The organism is Sphingomonas vulcanisoli, assembly GCF_011761305.1.
Taxonomy (GTDB): domain Bacteria; phylum Pseudomonadota; class Alphaproteobacteria; order Sphingomonadales; family Sphingomonadaceae; genus Sphingomonas_I; species Sphingomonas_I vulcanisoli.
This window is the reverse complement of the sequence record NZ_JAAOZC010000008.1, coordinates 97,730-116,064: the sequence shown is the minus strand read 5'-3', so window position 1 is coordinate 116,064 and position 18,335 is coordinate 97,730. Positions and strand designations below refer to the sequence as shown.

Here is an 18,335-nt window from a genome sequence, read left to right as displayed (position 1 = left end):
CGCGACTCCTCCGAACCACAATGATGACACCGCATCAACGCCTCCCATCAGAACGCCGCATCATCGCACGTCAATACAAAGTGAACAATGCCCCTAAAAGGGGAGGATATCATGTCCCGCTGAGCACCACCGCATCGATCCTGCGCAACGTCGCGGTAAAAGCGTCAAGCTCGGCTTGGCTGAACCCAGCGAATAATTGTGCCTCCAACTCCAGCGCCTTGGGCGCCACCTCTGCATAGAGCGCGCGGCCCGCTTCGGAGAGGATCAGCAGGTGCGATCTCTTGTCGGCGCCGTGGGGCTGGCGCGCGAGCAATCCGCGCTGGGAAAGCGCGATCGCGGCGCGGCTGACGGTGACCTTGTCCATCCGCGTCCGTGCGCCAATGTCGAGCTGGCTGATCCCGTCCTGCTCGGCCACCACCGCGATCACCCGCCATTCCGGGATGCGCAGCCCGAACAGCGCCATATAGGCATCGGCGATGCGGTCGCTGACCAGGTTGGACGTGTAGGACAGCCGGAAGGGCAGAAATTCTTCGAGGCGCAGCGGACCTTTTGCCATGGCCCGATAGTATCATTTGACACCGGATAGGCAAACGACCAAATAGTATCAGATGATACCGGATGAGGTGCGCCCGATGACCGCCATGCCCAACGACCAGCAGTTCGCCGATGCCAATCCGTTAGGGTTAAACGGCTTCGAATTCGTCGAATTCACCTCGCCCGATCCGGCGGCGATGGCGGCGGTGTTCGAAGCGCTGGGCTTCACCGCCACGCACCGCCACCCGACCAAGAACATCACCCGCTACAAGCAGGGCCGCATCAACCTGATGCTCAACCGCGACGAGGCCGGGCGCGTCGCGGCGTTCCGGGGCGAGCATGGTCCTTCGGCCAGCGCGATGGCCTTCCGCGTCGCCGATCCCGAGCATGCGATGCAATGGGCGCTGGCGCATGGCGCCAAGCCGACCGACGAGGACGATACCGTCATTCAGGGCATCGGCGGCTCCTATCTCTATTTCATGGCCGATGGTGTCGATGCCTATGCCGATTGGGCCGAGTTTCCCGGCTGGCGCGAGGCGGAGGCACGCAACAGCGTCGGCCTCGATCTGCTCGATCATCTCACGCACAATGTCCGGCGCGGGCAGATGCGGGTGTGGAGCGAATTCTACCGCACGCTCTTCAATTTCGAGGAGCAGAAATATTTCGACATCAAGGGCCAGGCGACCGGGCTGTTCTCGCAAGCCATGATCGCGCCCGACAAGGCGATCCGCATCCCCTTGAACGAGAGCCAGGACGACAGGAGCCAGATCGAGGAATTCATCCGCGAATATAAGGGCGAGGGCATCCAGCACCTCGCGCTGACCACGCCGGATATCTATGCGACAGTCGAGAAGCTCCGCGCGCGTGGCGTCAGGCTGCAGGACACGATCGAAACCTATTACGAGCTGGTCGACACGCGCGTGCCCGGCCACGGCGAGGATCTGGAGCGCCTGCGCAGGAACCGCATCCTGATCGATGGCGCGGTGGGCGAGGAGGGCCTGCTGCTCCAGATCTTCACCGAGCCTCTGTTCGGGCCGATCTTCTTCGAGATCATTCAACGCAAGGGCAACGAAGGCTTCGGCAACGGCAATTTCCAGGCCCTGTTCGAAAGCATCGAACTCGACCAGATCCGCCGCGGCGTCATCGCGGTGGAGGAGTGATATTTCCCTCTCCCACTTTCGCGGGAGAGGGAGGGGCCCGCAAAGCGAGCGCAGCGAGATTTGTGGGAGGGTGAGGGTCTTTCCACGGTCGAAGAAGAAGACCCTCATCCACCCTCTCCCGTGAAGACGGGAGAGGGCCAAGAGGCGCGATATGACCGAATATGTTACCGGCTTCGGCAATCACTTTTCCACCGAAGCCGTCCCCGGCGCGCTGCCGATCGGGCGCAACAGCCCGCAGCAGGTGCCGTTCGGGCTCTACGCCGAGCAGCTATCCGGCACCGCCTTCACCGCGCCGCGCGCTGAAAACCGCCGCTCCTGGCTCTATCGCCTGCGCCCCACCGCCAATCACCCGCCATTAAAGCCCTATGACGGCGCGCCGCTGCTGCGCTCGGCGCCGTTCGACGAGGTGCCGCCCAGCCCCAATCGCCTGCGCTGGGATCCGCTGCCGCTGCCCGAAAAGCCGACCGACTTTCTCGATGGCCTCACCAGCTATGGCGGCAACGGCCAAGTCGGCGAGCAGGGCATCGGCATCCACCTCTACGCCGCCAACCGATCGATGGCGCACCGCGCCTTCCAGAATGCCGATGGCGAGCTGCTGATCGTTCCTCAGCAAGGCGCGCTGCGTATCGTCACCGAATTGGGGGTGCTGGACGTCGCACCGCTGCAGATCGCGCTGATCCCGCGCGGGCTGCGCTTCCGTGTCGAGGTCGACGGCCCGACGCGCGGTTATGTCTGCGAGAATTACGGCCACCCGTTCCGCTTGCCCGATCTCGGCCCGATCGGATCGAACGGCCTCGCCAATCCGCGCGATTTCGAAACGCCGGTCGCCGCGTTCGAGGATGAAGATGTGGCCACCGAGATCGTCCAGAAATTCTCGGGGGCATTGTGGACGACGATGATCGATCATTCGCCGTTCGATGTCGTCGCCTGGCACGGCAATCTGGCGCCCTGCCGCTACGATCTCACCCGTTTCAACACGATCAACACGGTGAGCTTCGATCATCCCGATCCCTCGATCTTCACGGTGCTGACGTCGCCGAGCGAAACGCCCGGCACGGCCAACTGCGATTTCGTGATCTTTCCGCCGCGCTGGATGGTCGCCGAGCAGACCTTCCGGCCGCCCTGGTTCCACCGCAACGTGATGAGCGAATATATGGGGCTGATCACCGGCGCCTATGATGCCAAGGCGGGCGGCTTCGCGCCCGGCGGCGCCTCGCTGCACAACCGGATGAGCGGTCACGGTCCCGATCGCGCCAGCTATGAACAGGCGATCGCCGCCGATCTCAAGCCCCACAAGATCGAGGACACGATGGCCTTCATGTTCGAAAGCAGCCGCGTTATCCGCCCGACGCGCTGGGCCACAGAGACGCCGCTGGCTCAACTCGACTATGACGATTGCTGGGCGGGCTTCACCAAGGCAAGGCTTCCCGAATGAGCGCCTTCACCATCGACGAGACGCACGATCCCGCGCTGACAAGCTGGGTCGAGAGCGCCAACGGCCATGCCGATTTCCCGATCCAGAATTTGCCGCTCGGCATCTTTGCGCCGCCGGGCGGGAGCCCGCGCATAGGCGTGGCGATCGGCGACCAAATCCTCGATCTCGGCGTTGTGGCTCGGCTGCTACCCGACGCAGCCGCACGCACCATCGGTGGTGCGACGCTCAACCCATTGATGGCGCTCCCCCAGGCGGATCGCGTCGCGCTGCGCCGAGCGCTGTCGCGCCTGCTGACGGGCGAAGCGCATCGTCGCGAGGTGGAGGACGGCCTGTTCGTCGCCGCCGATTGCGCGTTGCACCTGCCCGCCGCGATCGGCGATTACACCGATTTCTACGCGGGCATCCATCACGCGCTGAACATCGGCAAGCAGTTCCGGCCCGACAATCCTTTGCTGCCCAACTATAAATGGGTGCCGATCGGCTATCATGGCCGCGCGTCCTCGATCCGCGCGTCGGGCATGCCGGTCGTCCGTCCCAACGGCCAGCGCAAGGCGCCCGATGCCGATGTCCCGAGCTACGGCCCCAGCCGCCGCCTCGATTATGAGCTGGAGCTGGGCGTGTGGGTCGGCCCCGGCAATGCGCTGGGCACGCCGATCCCGATCGCGCAGGCGGCCGAGCATATTGCGGGATTCTGCCTGCTCAACGATTGGTCGGCGCGCGATCTGCAGGCGTGGGAATATCAGCCGCTCGGCCCCTTTCTCGCCAAGAATTTCCAGACGACGATATCGCCCTGGGTGATCACCGCCGAGGCGCTGGCGCCGTTCCGCATCGCCCAGCCGCCGCGGCCCGAGGGCGATCCCGCGCCGCTGCCCTATCTGCTCGATGCAGCGGATCAGGCTAAAGGTGCGCTTGGTTTGTCGCTGGAGGTGAGCCTGCTCACCGCGACGATGCGCGAGGCGGGCGCCGCACCCTTCGCGCTGAGCAAGGGCAGCGCCGCCAACATGTATTGGACGGTGGCGCAGCTCGTCTCGCACCACGCCTCGAACGGCTGCAACCTCGCACCCGGCGATCTGCTCGGCACCGGCACGATCTCGACCCCCGATGCCAGCGGCATGGGCAGCCTGATGGAGCTCTCCCGCAATGGCCAGCAGCCGCTGGCGCTACCCAACGGTGAAACGCGCACCTTCCTGGAGGATGGCGACGAGATCATCCTCTCGGCGCGCGCCGAGGCTGCTGGCGCCGTATCCATTGGCTTTGGAGACTGCCGGGCGCGCATTCTGCCTGCGCCCGCAGTGTGAGCCTGCCCCCCGCGCTCAGCGCGACGCCGGCGGGCGTCACGCTCGGCCCGATCGATCTGATCGCGGAGGGCAAGGCGCGCAATTTCGTGCTGCAGATGCGCGCCGGGCGCTTTCACGGCTTCGTCGTGCGGCGCGGCGGGGCGGTGTTCGGCTATGTCGATCGCTGCCCCCACGCCGGCGTGCCGCTGGCGCGCGAGCTGGACGATTATCTCACGCTCGGCGGAGAGTTGATCGGCTGCAGCTGGCACGGCGCTTTGTTCGAGATCGAGACGGGGGCCTGCGTCGGAGGGCCGTGCGTCGGGCAGCGGCTGATCGCCTGGCCGGTGACCGTGGTGGACGGCATCCTGACCACCGCATAAGGCGCGCGCCCTTTACTCCGAAGGCGTGCCCGCCTTGGCCACCACGCGCTGAATAGCCGTAGCGGTCATATCCTCGCCCATCGCGACACCCTCGCTGCGCGGATCGGCGGCGCCCGCCCAATGGCCGTCCTTCCACTCGATCGCATTGGCCTTGAGGCCGAGTGGCGCCACCGTGGTCTTCTGGCCCATCGCATCGAGCGCGGGCTTCATCGCCTCGGCCTGCGTGCCCTTTTCCAGCACCACCATATCGCCGGGCGCATAGACCAGACCGAGCGCGATCGCGTCCTGCGCGCTCAGGTGCCAATCGAGCACCGCGACCAGCGCCTTGGCCACCTGCGCGATGATCGTCGATCCTCCTGCCGCGCCGATCGCGATCCGCACCTTGCCGTCCGGCCCATAGACGATCGTCGGCGCCATCGAACTGCGCGGCCGCTTGCCGCCCTCGACCCGGTTGGCGACCCACATGCCGTTCTTCACGGGCACGATATCGAAATCGGTCAGCTCGTTGTTGAGGAAGGCGCCGTCCTGGCTGAGGCCCGATCCCGCGACGCTTTCGATCGTGGTGGTGATCTCGGCAACGTTTCCGGCGCGATCGATGGCGACCATATCGGTGGTGCCATGCTCGGGGCCGGGCGTGGCGCGGACGCGGGGCGGGGCGCCCGGAGGCGTGCCCGGCTGGACGATGTCGATCGAGCTGTTCGGCGAAATCAGCGCCGATCGACCGGCGATATAGCCCGCGCTGAGCAGCCCCGCGACCGGCACGCTGACCTTATCGGGATCGGCGAGATAGGTGTCGCGATCGGCGTAAGCGAGGCGCGAGCTTTCGGCGAACAGATGCCAGGCAACGGGGGAATCCTTGCCCAGCTTGGCCATGTCGAAGCGTTCGAGCTGCTTGAGGATCGTCAGCACGACGATCGATCCCGATCCCGCTGACCCCTCGCCACAGATCCTGTAGATGCGATAGGTGCCGCAGATCGGGGTGCGCGGCTTGGCATCATAGGCGGCGAGATCGGCGACCGTCATCTTCGAGGGGTTCTTGGCGGCGCCGTTGACCGTGGCGACCAGTTTCTCCGCCTGCGCGCCCTTGTAGAAATAGTCCGGCCCTTTGGCCGCGATGGCTTCGAACTGTGCCGCGAGCTTGGGATTCTTGACCATCGTGCCCACCGGCAGCGCCTGGCCGTTGGCATCATACAGATAGGATTTCCCCCAGGCGTCCATCGGCAGCGGGAAGTGCGCGAGGAAATTGTAGAGCCGCGGCGTGATCACCCAGCCATCGCGCGCCAGCCGGATCGCGGGCTGGAACAGCGCCGCCCAGGGCAGCTTGCCATGCGCCTGATGCGCCTTCCACATCAGCTTGAGGTTGCCCGGCACGCCGACGCTCCGCCCGCCGGGCACCGCCTGCATATGCCCCAGTGGCTTGCCGTCGACATAGAACCAATAGGGGTCCGCCGCCGCCGGCGCCGCCTCGCGCCCGTCATAGCTGGTGGTGCGATGCGCGGCATCCGAATAGACGAGGAAGCCGCCGCCGCCGAGGCCGGAGTGCAGCGGCTCCACCACGTTGAGCGCCGCCATCATCGCCACCGCCGCATCGGCCGCCGTGCCGCCCTTGCGAAGGATTTCGACGCCCGCCGCCGTCGCGCGCGGATCGGCGGCGGAGACCATGCCGGGTTGCGGCCTGGTCGGGTGGTGCGGCGCCTTGGCCTGCGCGGCGAGGGGAACGAGGGCGAGGAGGAGGGCGAGGCGCTTGAGCATGAAACGGAGGCTAACCGTCTTTTGCGGCGCAGCAAGAGGGATTTGCGTCTCGCGCTAAACCGTTCGTGTCGAGCGAAGTCGAGACACGTTAGCGTGACGCCAGCGGCACGTCCCTCGACTTCGCTCGACACAAACGGTTTTAGGGGTGGGTGCCTACAGCCTCAGCAACGTTCAGAAAGCCATCGCGCTCCAACAGCGCCACCAGCTCCGCCGCAATCCTCCGCGCCAGCAACGGCCCCTCATACACCAGCGCCGTATAGAGCTGCACCAAACTCGCCCCCGCCAATATCCGCGTATAGGCATCCGCGCCGCTCGCGATCCCCCCCGCCGCGATCAATGGGATCGCGCCGCCCGTCGCCGCGCGGAAATCCTTGAGCCGCTGCAGCGCCAAAGCCTTCAGCGGCGCGCCGGAAAGCCCCCCCGTCTCGCCGGCCCTGCGGCTCGTCAAATCCGGCCGCGCAATCGTGGTGTTGGAGACGATCAGCGCATCAACCTTGCGATCGATCGCCACCCGCGCGATCGCGTCCACATCGGCGGGCGCGAGATCCGGGGCGACTTTGAGGAAGATCGGCGGCCCCTCATCCCCGCGCACCGCCATCGCGCGGATCAGCAGATCGTCGAGCGCCGCCGCCTCCTGCAGCGCGCGCAGCCCCGGCGTATTGGGGGAGGAGATGTTGATCGTCAGATAATCGGCGACCGGCGCCATCCGCGCGACGCCCGCGGCATAATCGGCGACGCGATCGGCGGCATCCTTGTTGGCACCGACGTTGACCCCGACGATCCCCCGGCGCGGGCGCTTGGAAAGGCGATCGAAGGCCTCCTTCTGCCCGCCGTTGTTGAAGCCCATCCGGTTGATCACCGCGCGATCCTCGGGAAGACGGAACAGGCGCGGCTTGGGATTGCCCGCCTGCGGCAGCGGCGTCAGCGTGCCGACCTCGACGAAGCCGAAACCGAGCGAGAGGAAGGCGTCCGGAACTTCCGCATCTTTGTCGACGCCCGCGGCAAGGCCGATCGGTGAGGGGAAGCGGAGGCCTGCGACTTCCGTGGCGAGGCGGGGATCGTGTGATGCCACACGGCGCGGCATCGCCTTGAGCCCCTCGATCGTCAGCCGATGCGCGCGTTCGGCTTCGATCGCAAACAGGGCGGGGCGGATGAGCGGGAAGAGGCGCATATATGTATTATTAGGCACACGCGATCGGTAGGTCACGCGCAACACGTCCTCCGCTTGTCCCGAGCGAAGTCGAGGGACGTGCAAGATCCTTGAGCGCGAACGTGTCTCGACTTCGCTCGACACAAACGGAATTTGAAGCGAGCAGCGGCTTGACCCAACGCCCTCCCGCCCCCATTTGCCAATCGGATCGAATCAGTCCGATTAGGAGCCTATGCGCCTTTCCAACCTTGCCGATTATGCGGTCGTTCTGCTCTGCGCCGCCGCGCGGGCGGGGGAGGTGCGGCTCAACGCCACCTGTCTCGCCGCCGAGACGGGCGTGCCGCTGCCGACCGCGCAAAAGCTGATCGGGAAGCTTTCGGGCGCGGGGCTGCTGGTATCGGCGCGCGGCGGCAACGGCGGGTTCCGGCTGGCGCGAACGCCTGCGCAGATCACGCTCGCCGATATCGTAGAGGCGGTCGAAGGGCCGATCGCGCTGACCGCCTGTGTCGAGGCGGGGCGGCAGGATTGTGGGCTGGATCATCATTGCCAGGTCAAGCCGCATTGGGACGTGGTGAATGATGCGATGCGGGGGGCTTTGGCGAGCGTGACGCTCGCCCAACTCGCTACCCCCACACCGTTCGTCCCGAGCGCAGTCGAGGGACGTGCCCCAAGCGCAAAGGTCGAACGTGCCTCGACTTCGCTCGACACGAACGGATTGTTGGAGGCGAGAGTCTGATGGCCACCCGCAACGCCGATGCGATCGCCGCCGCCGAGAAGGCGTACGAGTGGGGTTTCTCTTCGGACATCGAGCAGGAATTCGCCCCCAAGGGGCTCAGCGAAGACACCGTCCGCTTCATTTCGGCCAAGAAGAATGAGCCCGAGTGGATGCTCGATTGGCGGCTCAAGGCCTATCGCCACTGGCTGACGATGGAGAGCCCCGACTGGGCCAAGCTCAACATCCCGCCGATCGATTATCAGGACGCTTATTATTATGCCGCGCCCAAGGTGAAGCCCAAGCTGGGCTCGCTGGACGAGGTCGATCCCGAGATCCTGCGCGTCTATGAGAAGCTCGGCATCCCGATCGAGGAGCAGAAATTGCTCGCCGGCGTCGAGAGCGACGTGCCGCAACGCAAGATCGCGGTGGACGCGGTCTTCGATAGCGTCTCGGTCGCCACCACCTTCCGCAAGGAGCTGGAGTCCGCCGGCGTCATCTTCCGCAGCATCAGCGAGGCGATCCGCGAATATCCGGAGCAAGTGCGCCAATGGCTCGGCAAGGTCGTGCCGATGCACGACAATTATTTCGCGGCGCTCAACTGCGCGGTCTTTTCGGACGGCACCTTCGTCTATGTGCCCAAGGGTGTGCGCTGCCCGATGGAGCTCAGCACCTATTTCCGCATCAATGCCGAAAATACCGGCCAGTTCGAACGCACGTTGATCGTCGCCGATGCGGGCAGTTACGTCAGCTATCTCGAAGGCTGCACCGCGCCGATGCGTGACGAGAACCAGCTCCACGCCGCCGTGGTCGAGCTGGTCGCGCTCGACGATGCCGAGATCAAATATTCCACCGTGCAGAACTGGTATCCCGGCGATGCGAACGGCCTCGGTGGCATCTACAATTTCGTCACCAAGCGCGCGCTCTGCCAGGGCCGGAACAGCAAGGTTTCGTGGACGCAGGTCGAAACCGGCAGCGCGATCACCTGGAAATATCCGAGCTGCGTGCTGGCGGGCGAGAATAGCGTCGGCGAATTCTATTCGGTGGCGGTCACCAACAACCGGCAGCAGGCCGATACCGGCACCAAGATGATCCACCTGGGCAAGGGCAGCCGCTCGACGATCGTCTCCAAGGGCATTTCGGCGGGGCGCAGCGACAACACCTATCGCGGCCTGGTTCGCGTCGGCCCCACGGCGGAGGGCGTGCGCAACTTCACCCAGTGCGACAGCCTGCTGTTGGGCGATCGATGCGGCGCGCACACCGTCCCCTATATCGAAGTGCGCAACCCCAGCGCGCAGATCGAGCATGAGGCGACGACCAGCAAGATTTCGGACGATCAGCTCTTCTACGCGATGAGCCGCGGGCTGGATCAGGAGGCGGCGGTGGCGCTGATCGTCAACGGTTTCGCCAAGGAAGTGCTGCAGCAGCTCCCGATGGAATTCGCGGTCGAGGCGCAGAAGCTGCTGGGAATCAGCCTTGAGGGGAGCGTAGGGTGATGCCCAGCGCAATTGTGCACAAGTTGTTCGACAAGGAAGGCCGTGCACTGAACCTCGGCGAACGCGAGTTCTACGAACTGCCCCGGATTGGTGAAAAAATTCAGCTAGATGAACAGGGTTATCAAACCTTGTGCCTCGTAACAGACATTGTGCACGTCCCAGAGTGCGTCAATCAAATTTCCTTCGTGATGATCGGCATCCCTGAAATGGCGACTCACATTTATTGTCGGGCAGTTGATGCTTAAAATTGAAAACCTCCACGCCGAAGTTGACGGCAAGCCGATCCTTAAGGGCCTTTCGCTCACGCTGAACGCGGGCGAGGTGCATGCGATCATGGGGCCGAACGGGGCGGGCAAATCGACGCTCGCTTATGTGCTGGCCGGCAAGCCGGGCTATGCGGTGACGGGGGGCAGTGCGACGTTCACGTCGCCCCTCCCGCTTGCGGGAGGGGTCGGGGGTGGGCGCGAGCCGATAGGCGAGCTCCCGGAACCGGCGTCGGAGCGCGACCTTGCGGTCGCGCGCCCACCCCTAACCCCTCCCGCAGGCCGGAGGGGGACAGATCTGCTTGCCCTCGCCCCCCACGAACGCGCCGCTGCGGGCCTGTTCCTTGGCTTCCAATATCCCGTCGAAATCCCCGGCGTCTCCAATCTCCAGTTCCTGCGCGAGGCGCTCAACGCGCAGCGAAAAGGCCGGGGCGAGCCGGCCGCGTCCGGCGCGGAGTTCCTCAAGATCGCGCGCGCGCAGGCGGCCGCGCTGGGTCTCGATCCTGAGATGCTCAAGCGCCCGGTCAACGTCGGCTTTTCGGGCGGCGAGAAGAAGCGCGCCGAGATGGTGCAGATGGGCATCCTCGATCCCAAGCTCGCGATCCTCGACGAGACCGACAGCGGCCTCGATATCGATGCGCTGAAGGCGGTAGGCGCGGGGATCAACACGATCATGCGCAAACCCGACAAGGCGGTGCTGCTGATCACGCATTACCAGCGGCTGCTCGATTATGTGAAGCCGGATTTCGTGCATGTGCTGGCGGGCGGCCGGATCGTGCGCAGCGGCGGCCCGGAGCTGGCGCTGGAGCTGGAGCGCGAAGGCTATCGGGAGATGGCGGCGTGAGCGAGCTGCACATCCTCCCCTGGAAGGGGAGGTGGCATCGCGCAGCGATGACGGAGGGGTGTTACCCCCTCGATAGCGGGACACCCCTCCACCACCGCTTCGCGGCGGTCCCCCTCCCCTTACAGGGGAGGATTTGATGACCGCGCTCCCCACCAAGCGCGACGAATCCTGGCGGTACAGCGATCTCGAAGCCGTCGCTCGCGTCTGGCCGGTCGAGACGCACACTCACGTCGTCGCACCTGGCGAAAGCTTCACGCTGCCGATCCTGATCGACGGCGATGCCGACGCCGTCATCATCGAAGATCACGCCATCGAGATCGGCGCAGGCGCCACCGCCACGGTCAACGCCGCGATCACGGGCGGCAAGCTGGGGCGCCTGTTCGTGCGCGTGCGGCTGGCCGAGGGGGCACATTTCGAACTCTCAGGCGCGATACTCGGCGGCGGCAGCGAAACGCACGAGATCGTCACCCGCGTCACCCATGCCAAGCCCAATGCCACCAGCGCGCAGGCCGTGCGGATCGTCCTCGGTGGCCAGGCGACCGGCTCCTATCTCGGCAAGGTCGCGGTGGCGCGCGGGGCGCAGAAGACCGACGCCTCCCAATCCGCCAAGGCGATGCTGCTTAACCGCGCCGCGACCGCCAACCTCAAGCCCGAACTCGAAATCTTCGCCGACGATGTGAAGTGCGCGCATGGCGCGACGGTGGGCGAACTGGACGCGGGGGCATTGTTCTATCTGAACGCGCGCGGGATTCCGCCGGCGGAGGCCAAGGCCTTGTTGTTGCGCGCATTCGTGGGCGGTCTGTTCGAGGGCGACGAGCGCTTCGAAGGCGCGATCGATCGTGCGTTGGAGAGATTATTGTGATTACCGTCTCTCCGTTCGTGTCGAGCGAAGTCGAGACACGTTCGACCTCGCCGCTGGCCCGTCCCTCGACTGCGCTCGGGACGAACGGGTCTCCGCTGGATGTCCTGAGCGACTTTCCCGCCATCCCCGCGGACTGGTCCTACCTCGATACCGCCGCCACCTCACAAAAGCCGCAGCCCGTGATCGACGCGATCACCCGTGCCTATGGCGAAACCTACGCGACGGTGCATCGCGGCGTCTATCAACGCTCCGCCGACATGACGATCGCCTATGAAGCGGCGCGGGAGCGGGTGGCGCGGTTCATCGGCGCGGGCTCGGCCAACGAGATCGTCTTCGTGCGCGGGGCGACCGAGGCGATCAATCTTGTCGCCACCTGCTGGGGCGGCACCACGCTCAAGGCGGGCGACCGCATCCTGCTGAGCCAACTCGAGCATCACAGCAATATCGTGCCGTGGCAGCTGCTCCGCGATCGCACCGGTATCGAAATCGACGTCTGCCCGCTCACCGCAGACGGCAAGATCGATCTCGATGCGGCCGAGGCGATGCTGACCCCGCAGCACAAGCTCGTCGCGCTCGCGCATGTCTCCAACGTCCTCGGTTCGGTGCTGGATGTCCGCTGCGCCGCCGATCTCGCGCACAAAGTCGGCGCCAAGCTGCTGGTCGATGGCTGCCAGGCGGTGCCGCGCCTGCCCGTGGATGTCGCGGCGCTGGGCGCCGATTTCTATGTTTTCTCGGGCCACAAGCTTTACGGCCCCAGCGGCATCGGCGTGCTGTGGGCGCGTCCCGAATTGCTCGACGCGATGCCGCCCTATCAGGGTGGTGGATCGATGATCGATCGCGTCAGCTTCGAACGCACCACCTATGCCCCGCCGCCGCAGCGGTTCGAGGCGGGCACGCCGCATATCGTCGGCGCGCTCGGGCTCCATGCGGCGATCGATTATGTCGAGGGCATCGGCCTCCCCGCGATCCATGCGCATGAGACCGCGCTCGTCACCGCGACGCGCGAGGCGTTGCGCGGGATCAACAGCGTGACCCTGTTCGGCCCCGAAGACTCCGCCGGAATCGTCAGTTTCGCGATGGAGGGGGTGCATCCGCACGACATCGGCACCATCTTGGACGAAGGCCAGGTCGCGATCCGCGCCGGTCACCATTGCGCGCAGCCCTTGATGGAGGCGCTGGGCGTGCCGGCAACGGCGCGGGCGAGTTTCGGGGTGTATAACGGATTGGCCGATGTCGATGCGCTGGTGCGCGGGCTGGAACGGGTAAGGCGGATTTTCGGATGAGCGACGAAGATAACAGGTGGGTGAAGATCGAGGATTTGGCGCAGGTCGTGCAGCCGCCGCGCGCTCGCGTTTCGGATGTCGAGGAAGCGCCTGCCGCGCGCCCGCGCGATTATCTCGAAGGCTTCCTCGCCGAAAAGCCGCAGCCGCTGTCCGGCAACGAGCCCGGCGGCGCGCTGTATGAAGCGGTGATCGATGCGCTCAAGGAAATCTATGATCCCGAGATCCCGGTGAACATCTATGAGCTGGGCCTCGTCTATGGCGTCGATATCGATGCCGGCGGGCACACAGTGGTGTCGATGACGCTGACCACGCCCAATTGCCCCGTCGCCGAGACAATGCCTGCCGAGGTCGAGATGCGCGTCGGCGCGGTGCCGGGGGTGGGATCGTCCGAGGTCAATCTCGTCTGGGATCCGCCGTGGGATCCGGCGAAGATGTCGGACGAGGCAAAGCTAGAGTTAGGGATGCTTTAATAAACTCCCCCTCCCCTTCAGGGGAGGGGGCCGGGGGGTGGGGGAGTCTGATGGTGGTGCATGATGCCGCTGAGAGACTGCCCCACCCCAACCCCTCCCCTGAAGGGGAGGGGCTTAGGAGATGAAGTGATGGCCACGATGACCCGCCAGCGCCCCGCCGCGCTCACCCTCACGCCCTCCGCCGAGGCGCGGATCGCGGAGCTGATGGCGCAGGCTCCTGAGGGCACGATCGGCGTCAAGCTCTCGACGCCGCGGCGCGGCTGTTCGGGGCTGGCCTATTCGGTCGAGCATGTCGCCAGCGCCAATCCGCTCGACGAGAAGATCGAGACGCCGGGCGGGGATTTCTACGTCGATGCCGGATCGGTGCTCTATCTCATCGGCAGCACGATGGATTGGGTGGACGACGATTTCACCGCCGGCTTCGTGTTCAACAACCCCAATGCCAAGGGCAGTTGTGGGTGTGGGGAGAGTTTTACGGTGTAGCGATCCTCCCCTGTAAGGGGAGGTGGCAGCCGAAGGCTGACGGAGGGGTATCACCCTTTCGATAGCGGGAAACCCCTCCACCATGCTGCGCATGGTCCCCCTCCCCGTCCCGGGGAGGATCTTAGAAGCTTACCGAATACCGCACCGCCGACCCGACATCATTGCCCGCTGCGGCGATATTGCCCGGCTGCATCCTCAGAAACACATTGGCGTCCAGCCACCCCGCGCCGGGAATGCGCGTGCCGAAATTGGCTTCCACGTCGCGCTCCTGGCCCTGCGGGGCGAGGCCGATGCGGGCGTTGGAAAAGCCGATCGCCCCGGTGGTATAATCATAGCTGGTGGGCAGCCAGAGATCGAGGCCGCCCGCCGTCACGCGCGGCGGCAACGCTACGCGCAGACCGAAGCGGCTCTCTGCGCCAACATGGGCGAGATCGAAGCTTGCCGAGCGGCTCTTGATGTCGCTGGCCAGCAGCACGCCGCCGCTCTGCGTGTGCGTCCAGCCCTGGCGCCAATGCGCGGCAAGGCTCCAACCCTTGCCGATCCAGAGCCTCGCCTCCGCGCCCAGATAGCGCGTCACCGCGCCGCTGCGCCCCATCGCCGGGGACAGACGCGCGCCGAGCACGGTGCCGTCTTCCTGCAGCGTCGATGCCGTGCCGATCAGCGTCAGCCCGCCGAAGCGCCGCTCCGCCCGCACGCCCATCATCGCATAGGCCGGATCTACGGGATCAAGATGGCTGGCCTGGTTGATCGTCCCGCGCTCGGCGGTGAAGCCGATCGCCCAGTGGCCGACGCTCTGCCGCCCGGCGAGGCTGAACGCCTGCCGCCCGGTGAAGCCCGGTGTCTCGTCGGGCGCGCGCGCGGCGAGGAAGCTGGTCGCCGGTGCATCGGGATCGATCCGCTGCTCCAGCGTGTGCCCGCTGGAGGCATAGCCCGCTGCCAAGGTCAGCGTCTCGCCGATCGCGGCGACCATCGTGCTGGAAACGGGCCGCGCCGCGATGCCCGCGTCGAAGCCGCGCCGGCCGAGCGCCAGCGACTGCCAGGGCTGGCCGCTCGCATCCTGCGACACCATTGATGAAACCGAGAAGCGCCCGGTCGTAAAATCGGTCGAGCGGATGTTGCCCGCCAGGCTTTCGCGCAGCGGCTGATCGACCGCGACATGCGCGACGCCGGGCGCGACGCTCATCGTATAAGCGCGGCCGAGCGCATCGAGCACCACCGCCTGGCCGACCGACGATCCCGTCACCTTGGCATCCCCCATCGCGCTGGATAGCGTCATCGTATCACTAGAGGAAAGCGTCACGGTGCTGCCCGCCAGACTGGTCGATCCCACCGGCGCGAAGGCTTTTGCGATGTTGAGCAGGCCATTGCCATAAATGCTGTCGACACCGGTCGCGCCCGCATCGGTCGCGCTCGAATAGAGCAGGGCCACCACCTGTGTAGGTGTGAGATTGGGGAAGGCCTGTTCCAGCAGCAGCGCGGCGGCGGCGATTTCGGGCGCCGAATAGCTGGTGCCGCTCGCCAGCACCGCCGCACCCGTATTGTCGATGGTGCGGACGGAATTGCCGAGCGCGGTCAGATAATATTGCGCATAGGTGCCGGCCCGGTCCGAAAAGGAGGAGATGGTGCCGTTGGCATCGTGCGATCCGGCGATAATCACCAGGCCGTGCGCGCTGCTCAGACTGGCGACGTCGGCGAAGACATCGGGATTGGCGCTGCCGTCATTGCCCGCCGAAATGACGACGATGATCCCCGCCGCAGTCGCGCGGTTCACGGCCGCGATCGTGGAGGAGGGCATCGCCGATCCGCCTAGCGACATGTTGATCACCTTGGCGCCGTTGGTGGTCGCGTAATTGATCGCGTTGGTGATCGCGGTGCTGCTGTAGGAACAGCCGTCGGTTCCGCCGCAGCTGCCCGATGTATCGGTGCGCAGGATCATCAGATTGGCGTTGAAGGCCACGCCCTCCATCTGGCTGCCATTGCGCGCCGCGGCGGCGACGCCGGCGACGGTGGTGCCGTGGCCGCCTTCATCGCTGATCGAATTGGTGCCATTGAAGGAGGTGCTGGAGGAAAGGATGCGGCCGGTGAATTCGCCATCGACATCCTTGATACCCGAATCGATGATCGCCAGCGTCTGCCCGGTGCCGGTGTAGCCCGCGTTCCAGGCAGTGATCGCACCCGAATCGACCGTGCCGTTGGATCGCTGATATTCGGCGTCATTGTAATTGATCACGGGCGCTGCGGGCGTGGTGGTTGTCGTTGAACCCGTGGAAGCCGCCGACGAGACCGAGTTGACGCCGCCGCCACCGCCGCCGCACGCGGTGAGCATCAGCAGCGAAGCGCCGGTCAGCAAGCCGCAGCCACGGCGAATCATGATATGCGAATGAGCCATACAAACCCCCGTCTGCCTGAGCTTATCAAAAGCGTGGTTAATTGTTGCTTGCGTATTTCTGCGAGAGTTGGTGCGGGTCGCTCACGCGGAGGAAGGTTTTCAGGACCCGCTAGTCCTGAGCGAAGTCCAAGGACGTGCCTCCAGCGTCATACCGGCGTGTCTCGACTTCGCTCGATACGAACGGGTGGGAAGAATCGTGTGAACGAGGCCCCCGAAACGTGAGGTCGGGCGGGGGAGCGGGCCGGCGCCGCGGGGGTTATGCTTTGCCGAACCCCACTCTAAAGCAAGATCAATGCTCGCCGCGCTCGCCTCGATCGACACCTGGATCTTCGATCTCGATAATACGCTGTATCCGGCGAGCTGCGATCTGTTCGGGCTGATCGATCAGCGGATGACCGATTATGTCGCGCGCGTCACCGGGTTGGATCACGATGCCGCCTACGCGCAGCAGAAGCGTTACTTCCATGAGCATGGCACGACGCTTTCGGGGATGATGGCGGATCATGGCGTCGATCCCCACGATTTTCTTGCCGACGTCCATGCGATCGAGATGGATGTGCTGCGCGAGGATCGCCTGCTGATCGATGCGATCGCGCGGCTGCCCGGCCGCAAGCTCGTCTTCACCAATGGCGACGAACCGTACGCCCGCCGCGTGCTGGCGCGGCTCGGCCTGAGCGAGAGCTTTGAGGCGATCCACGATATTCACGCGATGGCCTATCAGCCCAAGCCGCATGCCGATGCATATGCCTCGATGCTCGCCAACCTGCGCGTCACGCCCGAAACCGCTTTGTTCGCAGAGGATATGGCGCGCAACCTCCGCCCCGCGAAGGCGCTCGGCCTCACCACCTTGTGGGTGGACAATGGCAGCGAGCAGGTCGGCGTGCATGACGGCGAGGGTTTCATCGACTATCGCACCGCCGATTTGGGCCATTGGCTCGAAAGCATCTTGGAGGAAAAGTGACCGAACAGCTCGCCCCCGAACAGCTCGCACAGGTGATCGAAGCCGCGTGGGACGCGCGCGACACGATTTCCTTCGCCACCAAGGGCGAGGTCCGCGATGCCGTGGAGACGGCGCTGAACGCGCTCGACAGCGGCACGGCGCGGGTCGCCGAGAACGGGCCTGAGGGCTGGACCGTCCATCAGTGGCTCAAGAAAGCCGTGCTGCTCAGCTTCCGCCTCAACGACAATGCGCTGGTCGCCGCGGAGGCGGGTGGCCCGGCGTGGGACAAGGTGCCGCTCAAATGGGCGGGCTGGGGCGAGGATCGCTTCCGGGCGGCGGGCTTTCGCGCGGTGCCGGGCGCCGTCGCGCGGCACGGCGCGCATATCGCCAAGGGCGTGGTGCTGATGCCGAGCTTCGTCAACATCGGCGCCTATGTCGGTGAGGGCACGATGGTCGATACCTGGACCACGGTCGGCTCGTGCGCGCAGATCGGCCGGAACGTCCATCTCTCGGGCGGCGTCGGCATCGGCGGCGTGCTGGAGCCGCTGCAGGCCAATCCGGTGGTGATCGAGGACAATTGCTTCATCGGTGCGCGCAGCGAAGTCGCCGAAGGCGTGATCGTCGAGGAGGGGGCCGTGCTCTCAATGGGCGTCTATCTCGGCGCCTCGACCAAGATCGTCGATCGCGCGACGGGGGAGGTTGCCGTGGGCCGTGTGCCCTCTTATTCGGTGGTCGTGCCGGGAACGCTGCCGGGCAAGGACGGCGGGCCGGGCCTATATTGTGCAGTAATCGTCAAGCGCGTGGACGCGCAGACGCGCAGCAAAACCGGCATCAACGAGCTGCTGCGGGATTGACCGGCGTGCCCTCTCCCGCTTTCGCGGGAGAGGGAGGGGCCCGCAAAACGA

18 protein-coding genes are annotated in these 18,335 nt (G+C 65.6%); 14 read left to right on the top strand and 4 right to left on the bottom strand.

From position 1 onward, the window contains the following. Nucleotides 1-109 precede the first annotated feature (109 nt). Nucleotides 110-556, bottom strand: coding sequence for a MarR family winged helix-turn-helix transcriptional regulator (locus FHS31_RS13885; protein ID WP_167074539.1), 447 nt, complete (start codon nucleotides 554-556; stop codon nucleotides 110-112). 76 nt (nucleotides 557-632) lie between these two features. On the opposite strand from FHS31_RS13885, the gene hppD reads away from it, so the two are divergent. The 4 genes from hppD (at nucleotide 633) to FHS31_RS13865 (ending at nucleotide 4,786) form a co-directional block, all read left to right on the top strand. Continuing rightward, a complete protein-coding gene (hppD, locus tag FHS31_RS13880) occupies nucleotides 633-1,694 on the top strand; it encodes a 4-hydroxyphenylpyruvate dioxygenase (protein WP_425057238.1) in 1,062 nt (353 codons plus the stop codon). 151 nt (nucleotides 1,695-1,845) lie between these two features. Further along, on the top strand, nucleotides 1,846-3,129 hold the full coding sequence (gene hmgA, locus FHS31_RS13875; RefSeq protein ID WP_167074537.1) for a homogentisate 1,2-dioxygenase: 1,284 nt from the start codon (nucleotides 1,846-1,848) through the stop codon (nucleotides 3,127-3,129). Then, entirely contained in the window at nucleotides 3,126-4,427 is a 1,302-nt protein-coding gene (fahA, locus tag FHS31_RS13870) for a fumarylacetoacetase (protein ID WP_167074535.1), read from the top strand. Before hmgA ends, fahA begins: the two co-directional genes overlap by 4 nt. Then, on the top strand, nucleotides 4,424-4,786 hold the full coding sequence (locus FHS31_RS13865) for a Rieske (2Fe-2S) protein (RefSeq protein WP_425057237.1): 363 nt from the start codon (nucleotides 4,424-4,426) through the stop codon (nucleotides 4,784-4,786). Before fahA ends, FHS31_RS13865 begins: the two co-directional genes overlap by 4 nt. 12 nt (nucleotides 4,787-4,798) lie before the next feature. Here the strand turns inward: FHS31_RS13865 and FHS31_RS13860 are convergent, their stop codons facing one another. Together FHS31_RS13860 and FHS31_RS13855 are read right to left on the bottom strand one after the other, a co-directional pair. Continuing rightward, nucleotides 4,799-6,538 (bottom strand): gamma-glutamyltransferase family protein, encoded by a 1,740-nt coding sequence (locus FHS31_RS13860; RefSeq protein WP_167074533.1) that lies wholly within the window; start codon nucleotides 6,536-6,538, stop codon nucleotides 4,799-4,801. Nucleotides 6,539-6,677: 139 nt separating this feature from the next. After that, nucleotides 6,678-7,709, bottom strand: coding sequence for a quinone-dependent dihydroorotate dehydrogenase (locus FHS31_RS13855; RefSeq protein ID WP_167074531.1), 1,032 nt, complete (start codon nucleotides 7,707-7,709; stop codon nucleotides 6,678-6,680). Nucleotides 7,710-7,920: 211 nt separating this feature from the next. Here FHS31_RS13855 and FHS31_RS13850 point away from each other — a divergent pair, with 211 nt between their 5' ends. From FHS31_RS13850 to FHS31_RS13810, 8 genes are all read left to right on the top strand, one after another. Continuing rightward, nucleotides 7,921-8,424, top strand: a complete 504-nt coding sequence (locus FHS31_RS13850; RefSeq protein WP_167074529.1) for an SUF system Fe-S cluster assembly regulator — start codon at nucleotides 7,921-7,923, stop codon at nucleotides 8,422-8,424. Continuing rightward, nucleotides 8,424-9,896 carry a Fe-S cluster assembly protein SufB gene (gene sufB / locus FHS31_RS13845; protein ID WP_167074527.1) on the top strand — a complete coding sequence of 491 codons (1,473 nt, stop codon included), beginning with the start codon at nucleotides 8,424-8,426 and terminating at the stop codon, nucleotides 9,894-9,896. Before FHS31_RS13850 ends, sufB begins: the two co-directional genes overlap by 1 nt. Further along, on the top strand, nucleotides 9,896-10,141 hold the full coding sequence (locus tag FHS31_RS13840; RefSeq protein WP_167074525.1) for a hypothetical protein: 246 nt from the start codon (nucleotides 9,896-9,898) through the stop codon (nucleotides 10,139-10,141). Before sufB ends, FHS31_RS13840 begins: the two co-directional genes overlap by 1 nt. Next, nucleotides 10,134-11,003 (top strand): Fe-S cluster assembly ATPase SufC, encoded by an 870-nt coding sequence (sufC, locus tag FHS31_RS16505; RefSeq protein WP_243843469.1) that lies wholly within the window; start codon nucleotides 10,134-10,136, stop codon nucleotides 11,001-11,003. Before FHS31_RS13840 ends, sufC begins: the two co-directional genes overlap by 8 nt. Nucleotides 11,004-11,139: 136 nt before the next feature. After that, nucleotides 11,140-11,865: a SufD family Fe-S cluster assembly protein gene (locus FHS31_RS13825; protein WP_167074523.1), complete on the top strand. Its 726-nt coding sequence runs from the start codon at nucleotides 11,140-11,142 to the stop codon at nucleotides 11,863-11,865. A 53-nt stretch (nucleotides 11,866-11,918) separates the two neighbouring features. Beyond that, complete coding sequence (locus FHS31_RS13820; protein WP_167074564.1) at nucleotides 11,919-13,148, top strand: cysteine desulfurase; 1,230 nt, start codon at nucleotides 11,919-11,921, stop codon at nucleotides 13,146-13,148. Continuing rightward, entirely contained in the window at nucleotides 13,145-13,618 is a 474-nt protein-coding gene (locus FHS31_RS13815; protein WP_167074521.1) for an SUF system Fe-S cluster assembly protein, read from the top strand. The genes FHS31_RS13820 and FHS31_RS13815 overlap by 4 nt, the downstream gene beginning before the upstream one ends. Before the next feature lie 129 nt (nucleotides 13,619-13,747). Beyond that, on the top strand, nucleotides 13,748-14,101 hold the full coding sequence (locus FHS31_RS13810; protein ID WP_167074519.1) for a HesB/IscA family protein: 354 nt from the start codon (nucleotides 13,748-13,750) through the stop codon (nucleotides 14,099-14,101). 121 nt (nucleotides 14,102-14,222) lie between these two features. Here FHS31_RS13810 and FHS31_RS13805 read toward each other — a convergent pair whose 3' ends face one another. Then, entirely contained in the window at nucleotides 14,223-16,472 is a 2,250-nt protein-coding gene (locus tag FHS31_RS13805) for a S8 family peptidase (RefSeq protein WP_167074517.1), read from the bottom strand. A 310-nt stretch (nucleotides 16,473-16,782) separates the two neighbouring features. Here FHS31_RS13805 and FHS31_RS13800 point away from each other — a divergent pair, with 310 nt between their 5' ends. After that, nucleotides 16,783-17,451 carry a pyrimidine 5'-nucleotidase gene (locus FHS31_RS13800; RefSeq protein ID WP_167074515.1) on the top strand — a complete coding sequence of 223 codons (669 nt, stop codon included), beginning with the start codon at nucleotides 16,783-16,785 and terminating at the stop codon, nucleotides 17,449-17,451. Then, the gene (gene dapD / locus FHS31_RS13795) at nucleotides 17,448-18,284 is read left to right on the top strand and encodes a 2,3,4,5-tetrahydropyridine-2,6-dicarboxylate N-succinyltransferase (protein WP_167074513.1); all 837 of its coding nucleotides are present in this window, start codon (nucleotides 17,448-17,450) and stop codon (nucleotides 18,282-18,284) included. Before FHS31_RS13800 ends, dapD begins: the two co-directional genes overlap by 4 nt. Nucleotides 18,285-18,335 lie beyond the last annotated feature (51 nt).

Bases quoted from the DNA above. Each gene is read 5' to 3' on its own strand.
- FHS31_RS13860 (WP_167074533.1), bottom strand. From the start codon at position 6,538: ATGCTCAAGCGCCTCGCCCTCCTCCTCGCCCTCGTTCCCCTCGCCGCG.
- fahA (WP_167074535.1), top strand. From the start codon at position 3,126: ATGAGCGCCTTCACCATCGACGAGACGCACGATCCCGCGCTGACAAGC.
- FHS31_RS13825 (WP_167074523.1), top strand. From the start codon at position 11,140: ATGACCGCGCTCCCCACCAAGCGCGACGAATCCTGGCGGTACAGCGAT.
- FHS31_RS13810 (WP_167074519.1), top strand. From the start codon at position 13,748: ATGGCCACGATGACCCGCCAGCGCCCCGCCGCGCTCACCCTCACGCCC.
- FHS31_RS13850 (WP_167074529.1), top strand. From the start codon at position 7,921: ATGCGCCTTTCCAACCTTGCCGATTATGCGGTCGTTCTGCTCTGCGCC.
- hmgA (WP_167074537.1), top strand. From the start codon at position 1,846: ATGACCGAATATGTTACCGGCTTCGGCAATCACTTTTCCACCGAAGCC.
- sufC (WP_243843469.1), top strand. From the start codon at position 10,134: ATGCTTAAAATTGAAAACCTCCACGCCGAAGTTGACGGCAAGCCGATC.
- FHS31_RS13805 (WP_167074517.1), bottom strand. From the start codon at position 16,472: ATGATTCGCCGTGGCTGCGGCTTGCTGACCGGCGCTTCGCTGCTGATG.
- sufB (WP_167074527.1), top strand. From the start codon at position 8,424: ATGGCCACCCGCAACGCCGATGCGATCGCCGCCGCCGAGAAGGCGTAC.
- FHS31_RS13840 (WP_167074525.1), top strand. From the start codon at position 9,896: ATGCCCAGCGCAATTGTGCACAAGTTGTTCGACAAGGAAGGCCGTGCA.
- FHS31_RS13815 (WP_167074521.1), top strand. From the start codon at position 13,145: ATGAGCGACGAAGATAACAGGTGGGTGAAGATCGAGGATTTGGCGCAG.
- hppD (WP_425057238.1), top strand. From the start codon at position 633: ATGACCGCCATGCCCAACGACCAGCAGTTCGCCGATGCCAATCCGTTA.
- FHS31_RS13800 (WP_167074515.1), top strand. From the start codon at position 16,783: ATGCTCGCCGCGCTCGCCTCGATCGACACCTGGATCTTCGATCTCGAT.
- FHS31_RS13885 (WP_167074539.1), bottom strand. From the start codon at position 556: ATGGCAAAAGGTCCGCTGCGCCTCGAAGAATTTCTGCCCTTCCGGCTG.
- FHS31_RS13855 (WP_167074531.1), bottom strand. From the start codon at position 7,709: ATGCGCCTCTTCCCGCTCATCCGCCCCGCCCTGTTTGCGATCGAAGCC.